Source organism: Bacillus sp. JUb11, from assembly GCF_024807925.1.
Classification (GTDB): domain Bacteria; phylum Bacillota; class Bacilli; order Bacillales; family Bacillaceae; genus Bacillus; species Bacillus altitudinis.
On record NZ_JANUEZ010000008.1, the window covers coordinates 58,245 to 76,326 of the forward strand.

General features: G+C 41.9%; 12 protein-coding genes. 3 read left to right on the top strand and 9 right to left on the bottom strand.

Annotation, left to right across the window (positions count from 1 at the left end):
* Nucleotides 1-64: 64 nt before the first annotated feature.
* On the bottom strand, nucleotides 65-3,289 hold the full coding sequence (locus tag M2369_RS15715) for an efflux RND transporter permease subunit (RefSeq protein ID WP_259254897.1): 3,225 nt from the start codon (nucleotides 3,287-3,289) through the stop codon (nucleotides 65-67).
* Between the two features lie 131 nt (nucleotides 3,290-3,420).
* Here M2369_RS15715 and M2369_RS15720 point away from each other — a divergent pair, with 131 nt between their 5' ends.
* The gene (locus M2369_RS15720) at nucleotides 3,421-4,266 is read left to right on the top strand and encodes a TetR/AcrR family transcriptional regulator (RefSeq protein WP_039168537.1); all 846 of its coding nucleotides are present in this window, start codon (nucleotides 3,421-3,423) and stop codon (nucleotides 4,264-4,266) included.
* 182 nt (nucleotides 4,267-4,448) lie between these two features.
* Here the strand turns inward: M2369_RS15720 and gatB are convergent, their stop codons facing one another.
* Genes gatB through gatC form a run of 3 tightly spaced genes read right to left on the bottom strand, consistent with a single transcriptional unit; the run spans nucleotide 4,449 to nucleotide 7,655 of the window.
* Nucleotides 4,449-5,879 (bottom strand): Asp-tRNA(Asn)/Glu-tRNA(Gln) amidotransferase subunit GatB, encoded by a 1,431-nt coding sequence (gene gatB / locus M2369_RS15725; RefSeq protein ID WP_007496855.1) that lies wholly within the window; start codon nucleotides 5,877-5,879, stop codon nucleotides 4,449-4,451.
* Nucleotides 5,880-5,892: 13 nt separating this feature from the next.
* Entirely contained in the window at nucleotides 5,893-7,350 is a 1,458-nt protein-coding gene (gene gatA / locus M2369_RS15730) for an Asp-tRNA(Asn)/Glu-tRNA(Gln) amidotransferase subunit GatA (RefSeq protein ID WP_007496857.1), read from the bottom strand.
* Nucleotides 7,351-7,364: 14 nt separating this feature from the next.
* Entirely contained in the window at nucleotides 7,365-7,655 is a 291-nt protein-coding gene (gene gatC / locus M2369_RS15735) for an Asp-tRNA(Asn)/Glu-tRNA(Gln) amidotransferase subunit GatC (protein WP_003213898.1), read from the bottom strand.
* A 411-nt stretch (nucleotides 7,656-8,066) separates the two neighbouring features.
* Between gatC and putP the strand changes: the two genes are divergently transcribed.
* Both putP and M2369_RS15745 read left to right on the top strand, forming a co-directional pair.
* Entirely contained in the window at nucleotides 8,067-9,548 is a 1,482-nt protein-coding gene (putP, locus tag M2369_RS15740; RefSeq protein ID WP_061418249.1) for a sodium/proline symporter PutP, read from the top strand.
* Between the two features lie 168 nt (nucleotides 9,549-9,716).
* Nucleotides 9,717-10,409, top strand: a complete 693-nt coding sequence (locus M2369_RS15745) for an MgtC/SapB family protein (RefSeq protein ID WP_008344247.1) — start codon at nucleotides 9,717-9,719, stop codon at nucleotides 10,407-10,409.
* Between the two features lie 44 nt (nucleotides 10,410-10,453).
* Here M2369_RS15745 and M2369_RS15750 read toward each other — a convergent pair whose 3' ends face one another.
* The 5 genes from M2369_RS15750 to pcrB all read right to left on the bottom strand — a co-directional run bounded on the left by M2369_RS15750 (nucleotide 10,454) and on the right by pcrB (nucleotide 17,851).
* Nucleotides 10,454-11,461 carry a phosphotransferase enzyme family protein gene (locus M2369_RS15750; RefSeq protein WP_056408172.1) on the bottom strand — a complete coding sequence of 336 codons (1,008 nt, stop codon included), beginning with the start codon at nucleotides 11,459-11,461 and terminating at the stop codon, nucleotides 10,454-10,456.
* 163 nt (nucleotides 11,462-11,624) lie between these two features.
* The gene (locus tag M2369_RS15755) at nucleotides 11,625-12,812 is read right to left on the bottom strand and encodes a CamS family sex pheromone protein (RefSeq protein ID WP_008344253.1); all 1,188 of its coding nucleotides are present in this window, start codon (nucleotides 12,810-12,812) and stop codon (nucleotides 11,625-11,627) included.
* A 15-nt stretch (nucleotides 12,813-12,827) separates the two neighbouring features.
* Nucleotides 12,828-14,834, bottom strand: coding sequence for an NAD-dependent DNA ligase LigA (ligA, locus tag M2369_RS15760; protein ID WP_007496867.1), 2,007 nt, complete (start codon nucleotides 14,832-14,834; stop codon nucleotides 12,828-12,830).
* A 44-nt stretch (nucleotides 14,835-14,878) separates the two neighbouring features.
* Entirely contained in the window at nucleotides 14,879-17,101 is a 2,223-nt protein-coding gene (gene pcrA / locus M2369_RS15765) for a DNA helicase PcrA (RefSeq protein ID WP_017366764.1), read from the bottom strand.
* A 57-nt stretch (nucleotides 17,102-17,158) separates the two neighbouring features.
* A complete protein-coding gene (gene pcrB, locus M2369_RS15770) occupies nucleotides 17,159-17,851 on the bottom strand; it encodes a heptaprenylglyceryl phosphate synthase (protein WP_259254899.1) in 693 nt (230 codons plus the stop codon).
* Between the last annotated feature and the right edge of the window lie 231 nt (nucleotides 17,852-18,082).

Here is an 18,082-nt window from a genome sequence, read left to right on the forward strand (position 1 = left end):
GACTGACAAAGAATGCGAGGGTTTGTCTACACGCTGAAGCCCCGCTCATGAGCGGGGCTTCCTCTTACTCTTCTTCAGCGTACTTTTTCTTACGTCTAAACTTGCTTAAGATTTCATACACGATTGGCACGATGACCAATGTGAGAAGTGTAGAACTTGTTAAACCGCCAATAACGGTGACGCCAAGTCCTTTTGATACGATCTGACTTCCGCCTTCAAAACCTAATGCGAGTGGCAGCAATGCACCAATTGTCGCAAGTGCCGTCATTAAGATTGGACGTAATCTTGTTGTACCTGCTTCAAGTAAGGCTTCTCTTGTTGAAAGTCCTTCTTTTTCTTTATGAATCACTCGGTCAATCAAGACAATGGCATTTGTTACAACGATTCCGATCAGCATCAGCAATCCAATCATGGCATTTAAGCTGATGGTTTCTTTCGCTACAAACAATCCAACGAGTGCACCAATAATCGTAAATGGAAGTGAGAACAGAATCGCAAATGGTGCAAGACCTCCGCCAAATGTAATGACGAGAACGAGGTATACTATAGCAATCGCTGCAAGCATTGCGAGTCCTAGCTGTGTAAAGGATTCCTCAATATCCGCACTTACACCGCCTGTATCAATCGTAACGCCAGATTTCAAATCAAGCTTGTCAACTTTCTTCTGGACATCTTGTGTCACACTTGATACGTCGTCTGTTGTCATGTCACCAGATACTTCAGCGTAAATCTTCCCATCACGCTTTGTCACAGTGTTTGCTGTTGTGCCATCTTTCACTTTCACCACATCGCCAATTCGGACTTGTTGTCCTGTTGGTGTTGTGATCTTTTTATTCTCTAGATCTTTTTTACTCTTGTATTCATCTTTTTCCGTTTGAAGCTTCACATCTAGTTCTTTGCCGTCCTCTGTTACTTTCGTCAACGTTGTTTCATTACTTTGAGGAGCGATCGCCTGTGCGATTTGTGAAGCGGTCAAGCCTAGTTTCGCCAGTTTTTCTTGATCTGCATTAAACGTATATTCGTCATACTTCTCAGATAAACTTGTGCTGACGTTTTTCAAGTTCTTCTCATCTTTTAAAATGTTCTCGACATCTTTGACTGTGCCTTCAATATCACTTGCTTTGTCACCGTACACATAGTACGTCACTGTATTGCTTGCGCCAGCAGATGAGAAGTCTTGTGATTTCCATTCCCCTTTAGACGTTTTGTCTTGAAGGGCTTTAACCACACGATCTTTTTCTTTATCAAAGTTCGGTGTGTCCTCGTCGTATTGTACGAAGAATAATGCACCGTTAGAGTTTCCACCAACACTTGCTGTCAGCGCATTTGAAGAGCCTAATGAATATTGAACCGTATTGACATGATCCCGTTTCATTAAGTAATCTTCTGCCTTTTTCGTTTCAGCAACGGCTTGTTCTCTTGTTTGTCCAGGCTCTGGCGTGTATGTCACCATTGCCGTTTTTTCTGCTTCCTGTGGTAAGAAGCTGACACCGACAAGTGGTGCGAGGAATAAGCTTCCGATCAGCATCAGAATCGCAATTCCTGACGTGATCCATTTATGGTTCAATGTCCAATTGAGTACACGTCTATAACCACCAGCAAGTTTGCTTGGTTTGTGTTCTTTTACCTTTTTCGCTTTGCCGTACAGGTTCTTTTTAAATAGGCTGTGAGCCATCATTGGAACGATTGTAATGGCGACAAGTAGTGAAGCCATTAGAGCAAACACAATGGTTAATGCAAATGGGATGAATAGTTCACCAATCATTCCACCCACTAGCGCTAATGGCAAGAATACCGCAATTGTGACAATCGTCGAAGACATAATCGGAATAAACATTTCTTTTGTTGCTTCTCTAACGAGTGCTTTGCCTTTTAACGGTTCATCTTTTAACGCCATTCGTCGATAGATGTTTTCTATGACGACAATCGAGTCATCGACAACACGTCCAATGGCGACTGTCATGGCACCAAGTGTCATGATATTTAATGTGATATCTAGCTGATTTAATAATAAAACAGCAATCAACAGGGATAACGGAATAGAGATGACCGAAATTAATGTTGATTTGATATCTCGAAGGAACAACATGATGATAATGATCGCAAAGATTGCTCCGATGATCGCCTTATTCAGCATTGTGCTGACGGATTCTTTAATCGGCTCTGCTTGATCATATGTCGTGCTGACTTTGATTCCTTTATTGTCTTTTTTGAATGTTTCAAGTTCTTTTGTGACTGCTTCTGCTACACTCACTGTGTTGGCATCAGAGCCTTTGACAATTTGCAGACCGATACTGTCTTTTCCGTTCGTTCTAGAAATCGATTCTGCATCTTTCACAACTTTAATATCTGCAATCTCAGAAAGTTTGATCGTCGGCAGCTCTACAGATTGACCGCTTGCTGCACCTGCACCAGTTTGCTGCTGAGCTGCTGCTGACTGCTGACTTGCACTTCCAGCCTGTTGATCAGCACCTTGAGCTCCTGCATTTCCTGAGCCGCTAGAAGGCGCTCCAGCTCCTGCGCTTCCCGCACCGCTGCTTGCACTTGGTGTAACAGGAATTCGCATGTTTTTCAAATCTTTAACACTTAAAATATTGCCATCCACTACGACTGATCTTTGCTTGTTGCCAAATGTGTATAACCCTAAAGGTACATTGACATCAGAGCCTTTGATCATGTTTTGGACAGTTTCTTCATCTAAACCATATTCCTTTAATTTCTTTTGTTTAAAAGAAAATTCTACTTCTTTGATTTGTTGTCCAGAAGCTTCGACAGAAGAGACACCATCTAAGCCTTGAAGAGAAGGAATAAGATCATTTTCCACTTTTTGTGTCAGGTCTTGTAAAGATTCTTTGTCACCAGAAACACTAAGAGCTAAGATTGGAATCGCGTTGATGCTAAAACGTGCGATTTTTGGTTTTTCTGCATTTTCTGGAAAATTGATATTGCTAATGGCATCTTCAATTTCCTTCTTTGCTTCATCCATATCTTTATTGTAATCGTACTCGATTTGAATCGATGAGGCATTTTCAAAAGAATTAGAAGTGACCACATTCACCCCATTGAGATTTTGTATCGACTTCTCAATTGGATCTGTCACCTTATCTGATACTTCGTCCGGCGTTGCGCCAGGATACGTTGTAGAAACCGTAATGACTGGAGTGTTGATATTCGGGATTGATTCTTGTTTCATATTCAATCCGGCATATAGACCAGCAACTGTTACGATAATCGTCATGAGCCATACAGCGAACTTGTTCTTTAATACAAAATTGATGATCGAATTCATTATGTCCTCCATTTTCCTTTATGTATTGACTGACTGGTCATTCTATATCATAATAAACGGTGATATACAATGCCGTCAACCATTTCACTTGCGTTTGACGTAACATTCTAAAGCTGAAGGGGCCTTATTTCATGAACGAAAAAAAAGAAAAAATCATTAAAGCAAGCATTCAGTTGTTTGCGAAAAAAGGTTTTTCTTCTACGACCATTCAGGAAATTGCAGATGAATGCGGAATTTCTAAAGGTGCATTTTATTTGCATTTCAAATCAAAAGAACAGCTTTTCAACAGAGCGTTTGAATATTATATCGACACGTCTATGCAAAGTATTGAAAAGATTCGAAAAGAAAATCAACATCTTGCGCCTAGAGATATCTTTCAGAAACAAATCGCTGAACAGTTCCAGCACTTTGCTGAGAACAAGGATTTTATCATTTTGATCCTCAGCGAGAACATTATTCCGGAAAACCAGCAAATTAAAAAGTATTCCAAAACGGTTAAAAAACAGATGAATGATGAAATCCAAATTTCTATTTTGACCACGTATGGACAGGAGATCGAACCATATATAACTGACCTGTCAGTCATGATTCAAGGAATCATCCAATCTTATGTGCAGGTACTGCTTTTGCAAGATCAGATGCAATTATCATGTGATGAGCTCTCATCCTTTATTCTTGACCGATTTGATGATTTGGTTCATGGGCTTCTTCGTTCTCATGCGAAGCCGATTCTGAAGCAAAACATTTGGGATGATGAAGCGCCAAATGCCGCTACTCTTCAAGAAGAGCTTCGATTGTTAAAATCTGAGCATCTGCTTTCGGATGATACCCTTGTATCCATTGAAGTTATTGAAGAAGAATTGGCCAAAGCTGAGCCTCGCAAGCCGGTCATTCAAGGGATGCTGACAAATTTAGAAACGTGTGAGGACTCCGCTGTCCAAAGAGCTGTGGAACAATTGAAGCTATTCCTCCAATGACAATACGTGGCGATGTTCACTTTAGTTCACCTTTATCCCCTTCGAATATGTGCTAAAGCTTATGCTTCATTATAAAAAAAGAACCAATGAATTGATATACGGCGGTGGTCTGAATCTGTGATAAGACCCTGTCATATCCATCAACAAAAAAACCGCCTCTTCCATGAGGCGGTTTTTGCAATTTATCGTTTTTTGATTTCTTCGAGAAGAATCTTGTTGACCATCGGCGGGTTTGCTTGGCCCTTCGATGCTTTCATGATTTGTCCGACTAAGAAACCAATTGCGCGGTCTTTTCCATTTTTGAAGTCTTCAATGGATTGCGGGTTGTTATCAAGTGCTTCTGTGACAAGTTTGAGCAGTGCACCTTCGTCAGAAATTTGGACAAGTCCTTTTTCTTTGACGATTGTTTCTGCGTCGCCCCCATTTTCGATAAGTTCTTTGAATACCTTTTTGGCAATCTTAGAAGAAATCGTTCCTTTTTCGATAAGCTTGATCATACCAGCCAGTCCTTGCGGCGTTAGCTTCGTATCTTCCAGCTCTTTTTGAGCCGAGTTCAAGTAGGCAGATACTTCACCCATGAGCCAGTTTGATGCTTGCTTCGCTTCAGCACCTTCTGAAATGGTCGCTTCAAAGAAATCAGACATTTCTTTTGTCAGCGTCAGTACCATTGCGTCATATGCAGGAAGTCCAAGTTCATCAATGTAGCGTTTGCGGCGCTCGTCTGGAAGCTCTGGAATGGATGCTCTTACGCGTTCTTTCCACTCGTCATCAATATACAGCTCCACTAAATCTGGTTCTGGGAAGTAGCGGTAATCATCAGAACCTTCTTTGACACGCATGAGGATCGTCTTTTTAGACGCTTCGTCATAGCGGCGAGTTTCTTGTTCGATCAATCCGCCAGAAAGCAATACTTGCTCTTGGCGTTTTTCTTCGAACTCAAGACCTTTTTGGACGAATGCGAATGAGTTCAAGTTCTTGAGCTCTGTTTTCGTTCCAAATTCTTCACGGCCGATTGGACGAAGAGAAATGTTGGCATCACAGCGCAGTGAGCCTTCTTCCATCTTACAGTCAGAGACGCCTGTATATTGAATAATGGATTTTAATTTTTCTAAGTAAGCATACGCTTCTTCTGGCGTACGAATGTCAGGCTCAGATACGATTTCAACAAGTGGTGTACCTTGACGGTTGAAATCGACGAGTGAATAACCGTCGCCTGTGTGCGTCAGTTTTCCTGCATCCTCTTCCAAATGAAGACGTGTAATACCAATTCGTTTTGTCTTGCCGTCTACTTCAATTTCAATCCAGCCGTTTTCACCGATCGGTTTATCAAATTGAGAAATTTGATACGCCTTTGGGTTATCAGGATAGAAATAGTTTTTACGGTCAAATTTTGTATCAGTTGCAATCTCACAGTTCAGTGCCATTGCTGCTTTCATGGCAAAGTTCACCGCTTCTTTGTTCAGCACAGGAAGTACGCCAGGATAACCAAGATCGATGACACTTGTTTGCGTATTGGCAGCCGCACCAAAAGGCGTCGGTGAGCTTGAGAAAATTTTTGATTGTGTTTTGAGCTCTACGTGGACTTCAAGTCCAATTACCGTTTCAAAGTTCATTCTGATTCACCCCTTACAGTTCAGGTTTTGCTTTATGATGATCTGTTGCTTGTTCGAAAGCGTGAGCCACGCGGTAAACGGTTCCTTCATCAAAGTGTTTACCAATGATTTGTAGTCCTAATGGAAGACCATTTGCAAATCCACAAGGCACACTGATTCCTGGAACGCCTGCAAGGTTAACAGGGATCGTTAAAATATCGTTTGCATACATTGTGAGTGGATCGCTTGTCTTTTCACCAATGTTAAATGCCGGAGTTGGTGTTGTTGGTCCTACAATGACATCATACTTTTCGAAAACATCTTCAAAGTCTTTTTTGATCAGCGTACGGACTTTTTGCGCCTTTTTATAGTATGCATCGTAATATCCTGAGCTTAGAGCGAATGTGCCAAGCATGATGCGGCGTTTCACTTCGTCTCCAAAGCCTTCAGAACGGGTATTTTTATATAAATCAATCAGGTTGTCTGCATTGTCTGTACGGTAGCCATAGCGAATACCGTCAAAACGTGCAAGGTTTGCAGATGCTTCTGAAGACGACAGTAAGTAGTACGTCGCAAGCGCATATTTAGAATGCGGAAGAGACACTTCTTCCCATGTCGCACCAAGTCCTTCTAATACTTTCAACGCTTGAAGAACAGACTCTTTTGCTTCTTCGCCAACACCTTCGCCAAGATATTCTTTTGGCACAGCGATTTTCAAGCCTTTGATGTCGCCAGTTAATGAAGAAAGAAAATCTGGGACATCGACATTTGCACTCGTTGCGTCCATTTGATCAACACCAGAAATCGCTTGAAGAACATATGCGTTGTCCTCAACATTACGCGTAATCGGCCCAATTTGATCTAATGATGAAGCAAATGCGATTAAACCGTATCTAGATACACGGCCATACGTTGGTTTAAGACCAACAACACCACAGAATGATGCCGGCTGGCGAATGGAGCCGCCTGTATCTGATCCAAGAGAGAATGGTACTTCTCCAGCTGCAACAGATGCTGCTGAGCCACCACTTGACCCACCTGGAACTGTATTTAAATTCCACGGGTTCTTCGTTGCTTTGAAGCCTGAGTTCTCCGTAGAAGATCCCATCGCAAATTCGTCCATGTTTAATTTACCGATTGTGACAGCTTCCGCTTCTCTTAAGCGGTTCACAACGGTTGCATCGTAAATAGGATCGAAGTTTTGCAAGATTTTACTTGATGCCGTTGTACGTAAATCTTTCGTCACGATGTTATCTTTGACACCGATCGGCATACCGAACAATAGACCAAGCTCGTCCTTTTCACCAACGGCCTCGTCCAATTCTTTTGCGTACGCACGTGCTTTCTCTTCGTCCAGCGCTAGGAATGCTTGTACTTTCCCGTCTACTTCATGGATTCGTTTATAAGACTCGTCCACTAAATCAGAAACAGACAGTTCCTTTTTATGTAAAAGCTCTTTTAATTCAGAAATTTTGTGGTCAAACAGTGACATGCCTCAGGCCTCCTTTAGTCCAAAATTGATGGCACACGAATATAGCCGTCTTTATGATCAGGCGCGTTTTTGATGACTGCCTCAATGGAAAGACCTTTATTCGGAACATCTTCTCTCATGACGTTTTTCATTTTTAATACGTGTGTTGTTGGTTCAACGTTTTCCGTATCTACCTCGTTTAACTGCTCTGCAAATGAAATGATGCTATCAAGCTGTTCTGTAAACATCTCAGCTTCTTCTTCTGTAATCGCAAGCCGTGCCAAATGCGCAACATGCTTTACTTCTTCTATTGAAATTCTTGACATGCAGGTTCACCTCCAAAAATGATACGTGTTCGTGGTCATGATCATAAGTCATATACACTTTATCATATCAAATTTTACTGTTCTAAAGCAACTTTACGAGGTCGCCCAGAAAGGCTTTGTCCACTAATATGCCATTGTGGTGCAGTCATTGTCTAAAATATTCATCAAGGTGACTTTTTATTTTTCAGAAAATTTTTTCTTTTATTTAATTGGGTAAGCGCTTACATATAGACGCTTATCACGCATAGACGTATTTTTTTGTCTGATGAGGATGTTTAAGAAGGTTGATCACTTGGGAATACTCTGATAGGTTAAGTAACCATAGCAGTGAGCAGACAGTTCAATAGGCTGTTCTTTGTATATTTTGATTGAGGTGATGTCAAATTAATACGAAAAAGGTGATATGGAAACATGAGTATTGAGATTGTAATTTCTCTATCTATTTATTTTATTGGAATGCTTGCCATTGGCTGGTATGCATTCAGAAAAACAAATGACTTGAATGATTATATGTTAGGCGGACGCGGGTTAGGTCCTTATGTAACGGCTCTATCTGCTGGTGCAGCTGATATGAGTGGGTGGATGCTGATGGGGCTTCCAGGCGCTATGTATACAACCGGTCTTTCATCTGGATGGCTTGCTGTTGGTTTAATTAGTGGGGCTTACTTAAACTATCTATTCCTAGCGCCACGATTGAGATCGTATACAGAAGTTGCTGATGATGCGATTACCATTCCAGACTTTTTTGACAAACGGTTTAAAGACTCATCTACTTTATTGAAAGCTGTCTCAGCTGTCATCATTATGATTTTCTTTACGCTTTACACCTCATCAGGTATGGTATCAGGCGGACGCTTATTTGAATCAGCGTTTGGTGCTCATTATATGTTTGGTTTAATCTTAACCTCTAGTATCGTGATTTTGTACACACTATTCGGCGGCTTTTTGGCAGTTAGTTTAACTGATTTTGTTCAAGGAGCTATTATGTTTTTAGCATTAGTGCTCGTGCCGATCGTTGCCTTTACTCAATTAGGTGGACCTGTTGCCACATTCAATGATATTCAACAGATTGACCCTAAATTGCTTGATATTTTTAGAGGAACGAGCGTCATTGGCATTATTTCCTTCCTCGCTTGGGGACTCGGTTACTTTGGACAGCCGCACATTATTGTTCGCTTTATGGCGATTACGACTGTAAAAGATTTAAAGCCAGCACGTCGTATCGGTATGAGCTGGATGATTGTGTCTGTCATTGGTTCACTATCTGTCGGTTTAGTCGGCGTGGCGTATGTTCATGAAACAAGCACCACTTTGGCAGACCCAGAAACCATCTTTATTGTGTTTTCTAAAGTGTTATTCCATCCATATATTACTGGATTTTTACTTTCTGCCATTTTAGCTGCAATTATGAGTTCAATTTCTTCTCAGCTACTTGTCACTGCAAGTGCGATGACAGAGGATTTATACCGTACATTCTTTAGAAGAAAAGCCTCTGACAAAGAACTTGTGATGATTGGACGTATCTCTGTACTAGTCGTAGCGATTGTTGCCATTTGTCTCTCTCTAAACCCAAGTGATACCATTCTTGACCTTGTCGGTTATGCTTGGGCTGGGTTTGGATCTTCATTCGGTCCAGTCATCTTGTTATGTCTATACTGGAAACGAATGAATCATCATGGCGCTTTAGCCGGAATGATTGTTGGGGCTGTTGTCGTTCTCGTTTGGATTTCAACAGGCTTAAACAACACGACTGGATTGTACGAAATGGTTCCTGGATTTATTTTAAGTGGTTTGACTGCTATTATTGTCAGCCTCTTAACAAATAAACCGTCTAAAGCTTCTAAAAAGCTGTTTAGCAAAATGGAAGACCATCTCGAAGAAGAAACAAAATAACCAGACATGAGGAGTCATCTGCATTATGCGGATGACTCTCTTTATTTTTAAATAAAATGCTTTTCTTTCTCCCGTTTCTGAATAAAATAGAAGTTGTGCAGCCATAGGGGCTGTGAGAAGATCATATACATGATGTGAAACGTACATGAAGTGAAAGGAGCGATACGCATGTTTTGGACAATTGAATGGGATACGGTCTTAAAATTAGCCGTTGCCACCTTAATCGGTTTGATCATCGGTCTTGAACGCGAACTTAAGAAAAAGCCGCTTGGGCTGAAAACGTGTATTGTCATTGCTGTCAGCTCCTGCGTATTAACCATCATCAGCATTGATGCAGCCTACAATTTCCCTCGAGTCTCTAAGCTTCAAATGGACCCACTCAGGTTACCGGCGCAAATTATATCTGGTGTTGGTTTTATTGGAGCAGGTGTGATTCTTCGCAAAAGCAATGATGTCATCTCAGGTCTTACGACATCTGCGATGATTTGGGGAGCAGCAGGACTTGGGGTTGCAACAGGTGCAGGTTTTTATAAAGAAGCCTTCCTCAGTCTTTTCTTTATTCTCGTCAGTGTGGAATTTTTACCTTGGCTCTTCCAGCGGATTGGACCCATTCGCTTACAGGAAAAAGAAATCCGCATCAGAATGTCACTTTCTGATCGAAACCGCATGACAGAGATTTTAAAAGAAATGAAAGCACTCAATATTCGCATTCATTCTGTACGTATTGATGATTTAAAGGAAAAAGACTATCCGATCATGGAAGTACGTGTTCGCGTACATAAAGACCGCTATACAACCGATGTGTACTTTGATATTAAAGATTTAGAAGGCGTTGTTGGTGTGAAGTGTGATACGGTTTAGGATAAAAAGCCCCTTGCTATGTGAAACAGCAAGGGGCTTTCTATTTATGTTGTTAGCTGATGAAAGTCAAAAGGCGTAATTGGGGTTTTGTCCTCAATCTCCTTTCGAAAACGCGCCAGCATGGCACTTTCGTCAGCGCTTAGTGTTCGGAGATCAAATGCTTGATGTAAAAGCCCATAAATAAGCATATGACGCAGCATAAGGAAATCTGGTATTGTCGCCAGCCATGCGTCATCAAGCTCATTCTCCTGTCGATAGCCTTTGAGAAAATGGCTCATAAATTCACCCGTAAATTCAGCTTTATCCTCATACGGAATCACCGGATACCAAAGAACGTTGTATAGCAAAATGCTTATATCATTGATAAACCAGTGATACCCACAATCATCAAAATCAAATGCAATGATTTCTCCCTGATGATAATGGAAGTTCCCGTGATGTAAATCCGCATGCACCAGTCCATAGACATCCTTGGATATTCGGAGCTGGTGAAGCTTTTGCATCAGTTCATCTTTTCTCTGCAACACAACCGTTTGATCAGAAGGAATATACGTTTCAAGCTTTAATTGCTCCTCCTCATACCACTCTTGACGCTTATAGCGAGGATCTTTCACTTGATATTGTTTAGTCGTTTGATGCATACGCCCAGTATAGGCTCCTAACGCTTGAAACAACTGTCCATTCCAATCTGCTTCGGTCACTTTTCTGCCGGGCGCCTTTTCGTACACTCTCAGCAAAAAAGCGCCTCCTGCTTGATCGGGAATCGCTTCAACATCTTTTCCTCTTGCGGATAAAACCGGTTTAGCTACTGAGATTCCATGTTGAGATAAATACCGAATCCAGTCCATTTCTCCTAGAATATATGTGCTTGAGCGGCGAATGGTATGGGTAATTTTCAATATATAACTTGACCCTTTTTCATCCGTATATTCATACACATAATTTTCTGCATCGGCTAGAAATGTGACCTGTTCTGGCTGAAAATGATAGAGTAGAGCCGCTTTCTTTAAGACCATTTGTTCATCGTATCGTGCTTTTACTTCTTTATGCATGCTGATTCTCCTTTTATCGTCTTTTTACTTATACATGACGGTAATCAGCATTTATACGAGCATCAACATACCTGCCTTTCCTTTTGGTTTCTTCACATACTTTGACAAAAGTTGAAAAATTCCTCTAATTAGAAATAAAAAACCGCCAAAAGGCGGTTTTTATTTAGTCATATATATGGACCGTTGGTTCTTTATCTTCTGCATTTTTTGTGATGAGGGCTTCTTGCTGATCAGAAGAGGTGATGTTGATTTCTATATTGGTGCTCTTATAGTAATCCATGACTTCACCTGTTAAGTATTGCGTAAATGCCACGACTTCTGTTTTTCCGTAGAATTGCATTGGAATTTCTACTTTCATTTTTTGCAAGTTCCCGTTTTTATAGAAACCTTTGCCTACCACACCTGTGTAATTCGGGAAGTAGTCTTCTACCTTTGTCTTGAAGCGGTCAAATCGCTCTGAATCATCTTTGTAGCTGCTCTTGGCATTATCTGAAGGGAAGAAGACATTCTCTTCTTTAATCGTATCCCAACTACCAATATCAGCTGATCCTGCTTTTACATCGGTTTTAGCGATGAAGTTTCCTGGAACAATAGATGATTTTGGTGCTTGTTTATAAAGAGCAATCATGACTGGGACTTTTTGCAGTCCGTCCATTTGACGAAGGCGTTTAATGACTTGTTCCGCAATTTTTTCGCCCTCTGCTAAAAGTTTCTTTGAATTCTTCGATGAATCGATGGTCACCTCTTGCTGAGGATCCCCGATATTTTCGCGATAATAATAGACAGAGTTAAGCGCAAGACCGATGACAACCCCGCCAAGCTGTAAGCTATTTTTATCTTTTCTGATTAAGTAATTATGTTCTAGCATGGAAGCTAAGTAGATTGGACTATTTTCATTTTTTGACTTTGTTGAACCTGAGTTTGGAAGAGCAGGGTTTAAGCCTAAGTTCTTAAAGTCTTTGTCTTCTTTTTCAGCTTTTTTCAGATCACTGCCTGTTTTTTTGCGGGCAAGCCAGCTGAGAACAGTATCTTCATCTAAATGCTGTCCTTCTTGGAACAGATAGTCGTTTGTATTGAATGATTCTGTTGCCAGGCGCATGAGTCCTGTTTCAAATTCATCAATGTCTAAGCGTGTATTGAGACGCTCTGCTGTTAGTCCTCTTGCCGCTCCTTGTTTAAACGGCAGCACCATTTTGTAATAGGAATCAGAGATGTTGTACATTGGGATGATCGCTGTTTCTTTCGTTTCATCCGTTTTTTGTGTGACCTCTTCCTCATCCTTTCCCCCAAAAGGTGCACACGCTGACAATACCAGTGTGAGCATTGTCAGCAGCAATAGCAACTTTTTCAATAGAAAACACTCCTCTTATTTCTTTAGCTCCTCGAGCATTTTGGCTTCGTCCCAAATTTCAATATTGAGTTCTTCTGCCTTTGTCAGCTTACTTCCAGCTGCTTCGCCGGCAATGACTAAGTCTGTTTTTTTACTTACGCTACCTGCTAACTTGCCGCCTAATGCTTCGATCGCTGCCTTTGCATCATTACGAGACATTTCTTCTAATTTCCCCGTCAGCACAATCGTTTTTCCTGCAAAGTAGGAATCACTTTCTTCTACTTTCACCGGTTTTGGCCCTGTGTAGGTCATATTGACCCCAAGTTCTTTTAGTTCATTTAGCAGATCTAGTATTTCTTCTTTCTCAAAGTACGTGACAACTGCATCGGCCATTTTTTCACCAATTTCATCTACTTCAAGTAATTGTTCTTTCGTTGCTTGTTTTAACTGATCGATATCCTCAAAGTGCATGGCCAACGTCTTCGCTGCTTTAGAACCAATAAATCGAATACCAAGTCCAAATAATAACCGTTCAAGAGAGTTTTCTTTCGATTGCTCGATCGAACGCAGTAAGTTATCGACTGATTTTTCGCCCATTCGTTCTAGCTGAATCAACTCTTCTTTTGTTAAACGGTAAAGGTCTGATACACGAGAGACAAGCTGTTCTTTGAAAAGTTGTGTAATAACTCGCTCGCCTAGCCCATCAATATTCATCGCATTACGAGACACAAAGTGAATGAGTCCTTCACGTATTTGAGCGGGGCATTGTGGATTGATGCACCGAAGCGCCACTTCTCCTTCAATTCTGACCAGCTCACTATGACACTCTGGACACTCGGTCGGCATGTGAAACGGCTTTTCTTCTCCTGTTCGCTGATCAACAAGGACCCCTGCAACCTCTGGGATAATATCGCCCGCTTTTTTGACAATCACTTGATCAAAAAGGCGGATATCCTTCTCTTTGATCAAATCTTCATTATGAAGAGAAGCACGCTGCACTGTCGTTCCTGCCACTTTTACAGGCTCAAGAATCGCTGTTGGGGTGATGACGCCAGTACGCCCCACACTTAGTTCAATATCAATCAGCTTCGTCACGACTTCTTCAGCCGGAAATTTGTACGCAACAGCCCAGCGTGGACTTTTTGCTGTGAAGCCTAGTTCTTCTTGCTGAGCCAATGAATTGACTTTAATGACAATGCCATCGATTTCGTATGAGAAATCAGCACGCTTTGTTTTCAGTGTTTCAATGAGGTCGATCACTTCTTCAATGGTTTGGCACATCCGTCTTTCTTTGTTCGTTTTAAAGCCAAGCTCATCGAGAAGATCAAGTCCTGCGCTTTGCGTTTCAACACCAATTTCATCAAGCTCCGCTATACTGTAGACGAAGATATCAAGGTTTCGTTTCGCTGCAATTTTCGTATCGAGCTGACGAAGTGAGCCAGCAGCCGCATTACGCGGGTTCGCAAACGGCTCTTCTTCGTTTTGTAATCTTTTTTCGTTAAGGGCTTCAAAAGAAGGTTTTGGCATAAATGCCTCGCCCCTCACTTCAATCGACAGAGGCCGATTGATTTTGAGCGGGATGGAACGAATGGTTTTGAGGTTCTCGGTAATATCTTCACCTGTTGTCCCATCACCCCGCGTGGCACCCCGGACAAACACGCCATTTTCATAACGGAGAGAAACAGCGAGTCCGTCAATTTTCAGCTCGACATTGTAAGCGACGTCGTCACCGACTGCCTGACGAACCCGGCGGTCAAAATCAAGAAGGTCCTGTTCATGAAACGCATTGCCGAGACTGAGCATCGGTGTACCGTGACGTACTTTTTGGAAGGCGTCTAAAACAGCACCTCCTACTCTTTGCGAGGGTGAATCCGCTGCTTTTAAATCAGGGTATTCTTCCTCCAGAGAAATCAGCTCACGCATCCGCGCATCATATTCAGCGTCAGGAACACTTGGACGATCCAGTGTGTGATATTCGTAGTTGTATTGATTCAAAATCTGGTGTAGTTCCTCGATCCGGCGTTTCGCTGCTTCTTTATCCATCTGCTTCTTCCTTTCACTTCATCCGTTTTGTCAGTCCTATCAGTTTATTGCTTTTCGATTGGCGCAAATGCGGCAAGGAGACGCTTAATGCCTGTAGGGCTTGGGAAGGCAATATCAAGCTCTGTACTATCCCCACTACCTTTTACACTCACAACCGTGCCAACGCCCCATTTTTTATGAGCGGCTTTATCACCGACAGCCCAACCAATGCTGCCGCCGCCTGTGTTTTGAATGGTTTGCGTTTGGGGACGTGAGACAGGCCCTCGTCTTTGCGGTCTTTCTCTCGTTTGGCCAAACGGTGTTTTCGTTTCTTTTTTCTCATTTAGGTTGTCCAATAAATCAGCTGGTATTTCTCTGATAAATCGTGATTCCAGATTCATGTTCGTCCGGCCGAATAACGTTCTCATCTTCGCACTTGATAAATAAAGCTCTTCTTCGGCCCGAGTGATCCCCACGTAAGCAAGACGGCGCTCTTCTTCCATCTCGGCATCTTCCATTAATGAACGGCTGTGCGGGAAGACGCCTTCCTCCATGCCCATTAAGAACACAACAGGGAATTCAAGTCCTTTTGCGGCGTGAAGCGTCATTAAAATGACCGCATCCTGATCTTCTTCCTCAGCCTCATCCAGCTTATCAATGTCTGCGACGAGGGCGAGGTCTGTCAGAAAGGTGACAAGTGATTTATCTTCATTTTGTTCTTCAAAGTTTTTAGTGACCGATAGAAACTCGTCAATATTTTCTAAACGGCTTTGTGCTTCAATCGTTTTTTCGATCTTCAGTGCTTCACGGTAACCTGTTTTCTCTAGGATCTCTTCCGTTAATTCTGTGACAGATAAATAATCCTGCATATTTGTCATTTGATCAATGAGCTGTTTGAACTCATCAAGTGCATTGGCTGCTCTTGCACTGAGTCCGATGAAATCCACCTGACCAAGTGCTTCAAACATAGAGAGATCATTCATTTCTGCGTATGCGGCAATTTTATCAACAGAAGTCGCCCCAATTCCACGCTTTGGTACGTTGACAATGCGTGCAAAACTAATATCGTCATCTGGATTTGCCACAAGGCGTAAGTATGCCAAAATGTCCTTGATCTCTTTTCTGTCATAGAACTTCGTGCCGCCGACAATGTTGTATTGAATGTTCGCCTTCATTAACGTTTCCTCTATGACACGTGACTGAGCGTTCGTTCGATAGAGGATCGCAAAATCAGATAACTTACGCTTGCCGCTCTGATGAAGCTGACGAATCTTGCCAGCGACAAATTGACCTTCACCGAATTCATTATCTGCACGGTAATAGGCAATCTTCGCTCCTTCGTCATTTTCTGTCCAAAGGTTTTTTGGCTTACGGTTTGAATTGTTTTGAATGACCGTGTTTGCGGCATTCAGAATACGTTTAGTCGATCTGTAATTTTGCTCAAGCAAAATCACTTCACTGGACGGATAATCTTTTTCAAAGGAAAGAATGTTTGTAATATCCGCTCCACGCCAGCGATAGATAGACTGATCCGAGTCACCGACCACACATATATTTTGAAAACGCTGAGCGAGCAATTTCACAAGCATGTACTGCGCTCTGTTTGTATCCTGATACTCATCGACATGAATGTATTGAAATTTTCGCTGATAGTGTTCTAATACTTCAGGAATCCGCTCAAACAGACGAATCGTCATCATAATAAGATCATCAAAATCGAGTGATTGGTTTTTGAGTAATCGTTTTTGATAATCTGTGTAGACGTCGCTGACCACTTGATCATAGAAATCACCAGCAGTTTTAGCGTATTCCTCTGCGTCAATGAGTTCGTTTTTTGCACTACTGATTGAACCTAAAATGCTACGTGGATCAAACTTTTTAGGATCGATATTTCGTTCTTTTAAAATGTTTTTAATGACTGAAAGCTGATCAGATGTGTCTAATATAGAAAAGTTGCGATTCACACCAATACGGTCAATATCGCGTCGTAAAATGCGCACACACATGCTGTGGAACGTAGAGATCCAAATGTCATCCGCACCAGGCCCTAAAATGGCTTGTACACGCTCACGCATTTCTCTTGCTGCTTTATTTGTAAAGGTAATCGCTAAAATATTCCACGGTGCCACATGCTTTTCTGCCATTAAATACGCAATTCGATGCGTGAGCACTCGTGTTTTTCCACTACCTGCTCCTGCCATCAGTAGCAGCGGCCCGTCTGTTGCTTTGACCGCTTCTTTCTGCGCGTCATTCAGCCCTTCTAATAGATGATTCGATATTTCATTCATTTCATTCACCGCCAATTCGAACTTATGTTCTATTTTAACCCGTTTCGTCTTGTTTGACTATGATGACTTTTTCACTGCGTCGACTGTCTTTAACGCTTCTTTAAAATTGTCATAAATGACGTTTCCCACTACGACAACGTCTGCGTGCTGTGCAAAGTCTTTCGCCTGCTCTTCGCTTTCAATACCGCCGCCATAAAATAGAACCGTTTCATGTAGCACTGCTTTGGTTTCTTTCACAAGCTCTATGTCTCCAAGCGTCCCGCTGTATTCTAAGTAAAAGATGGGCAGTTTCATCAAGTGCTCTGCCACTCTCGCATATGCCCTTACGTCATCTATATCCAGTGCCGTATTTGCCGCTGTCAGCTTAGCCGCTTTACACTCTTCGTTTAAGATGACATATCCTTCCGGCACAATCTCTTCCATTGACATCAAATCACCGTATTCCTTCATCGCATCCTTATGCAGACCAACAATCCAATCAGGATGAGCGCTGTTTAACACAGTGGGGATAAAATACAAGTCAAAGCCAGGCACAATCATCTCATGTGTCGAGATTTCAAGGACACATGGCACAAGAAAGCGGCGCACCTTTGACATCAGTTGCAGCACGTTGTCTTCTGTCACGTTGTCACTGCCGCCAATCAAAATGGCATCCGTACCGGATTCACAAATCGCTTCAAGTTGTTCATCGGAAATCTCTTTATTTGGATCGAGTTTAAAGACATGCTTCCACTCGGTAACATCATACATGAAAAACGTTCCTCCATTCGTTTCATTCCATTTAAATATTATAACAAAATCAGACACCGCAAAAAATGGGTAACCTCCTTCAGCTAAAAGTTTCATTCTTTTGAAAATAGTCGATTTTCACTTTAGGCGAGGTGAATGGAGACTATATGAAAAGCTCCACTTCAAGAGGAGCCGAGGGAGATCAATAGATGGATGCTGAACTGAAATGAGAGCTACTTCATCTCATCACAT

Excerpts from the sequence above, each read along its gene's own strand:
- M2369_RS15745 (WP_008344247.1), top strand. The coding sequence starts at position 9,717 with ATGTTTTGGACAATTGAATGGGATACGGTCTTAAAATTAGCCGTTGCC.
- gatA (WP_007496857.1), bottom strand. The coding sequence starts at position 7,350 with ATGTCACTGTTTGACCACAAAATTTCTGAATTAAAAGAGCTTTTACAT.
- gatC (WP_003213898.1), bottom strand. The coding sequence starts at position 7,655 with ATGTCAAGAATTTCAATAGAAGAAGTAAAGCATGTTGCGCATTTGGCA.
- M2369_RS15750 (WP_056408172.1), bottom strand. The coding sequence starts at position 11,461 with ATGCATAAAGAAGTAAAAGCACGATACGATGAACAAATGGTCTTAAAG.
- pcrA (WP_017366764.1), bottom strand. The coding sequence starts at position 17,101 with ATGAATGAAATATCGAATCATCTATTAGAAGGGCTGAATGACGCGCAG.
- putP (WP_061418249.1), top strand. The coding sequence starts at position 8,067 with ATGAGTATTGAGATTGTAATTTCTCTATCTATTTATTTTATTGGAATG.
- M2369_RS15720 (WP_039168537.1), top strand. The coding sequence starts at position 3,421 with ATGAACGAAAAAAAAGAAAAAATCATTAAAGCAAGCATTCAGTTGTTT.
- M2369_RS15715 (WP_259254897.1), bottom strand. The coding sequence starts at position 3,289 with ATGAATTCGATCATCAATTTTGTATTAAAGAACAAGTTCGCTGTATGG.
- ligA (WP_007496867.1), bottom strand. The coding sequence starts at position 14,834 with ATGGATAAAGAAGCAGCGAAACGCCGGATCGAGGAACTACACCAGATT.
- pcrB (WP_259254899.1), bottom strand. The coding sequence starts at position 17,851 with ATGTATGATGTTACCGAGTGGAAGCATGTCTTTAAACTCGATCCAAAT.
- gatB (WP_007496855.1), bottom strand. The coding sequence starts at position 5,879 with ATGAACTTTGAAACGGTAATTGGACTTGAAGTCCACGTAGAGCTCAAA.